This window comes from Absiella sp. AM09-50 (genome assembly GCF_003433845.1).
Taxonomy (GTDB): Bacteria; Bacillota_I; Bacilli_A; order Erysipelotrichales; family Erysipelotrichaceae; genus Hoskinsella; species Hoskinsella hominis.
In genome coordinates this window covers 1-269 of sequence record NZ_QVFI01000040.1, presented here as the reverse complement: position 1 = coordinate 269, position 269 = coordinate 1, and positions in this window count along the sequence as shown.

The window sequence follows — 269 nt, the reverse complement described above, 5'->3', positions numbered from 1 at the left end:
GTTAAGTATGAGAATAACGCCGTTAAGTAAGCTCAAAGGTCCGTTAAGTAGCTATAAAAAGGTGTCAAGTAGATGTTGAAAATGCAGTAAATAATAGGAAAAATCAAGTGTTAAGTATGAGAATATCGCCGTTAAGTAGGTTAAAAGGTCCGTTAAGTAGCTATAAAAAGGTGTCAAGTGGTTACAAAAAGATGAATAAAAAGCTCCTGCCATAATTGAAGTGAACCCAATTATTTGGACAAAAAGTAAATAAGTTAAATCAAGCTTAC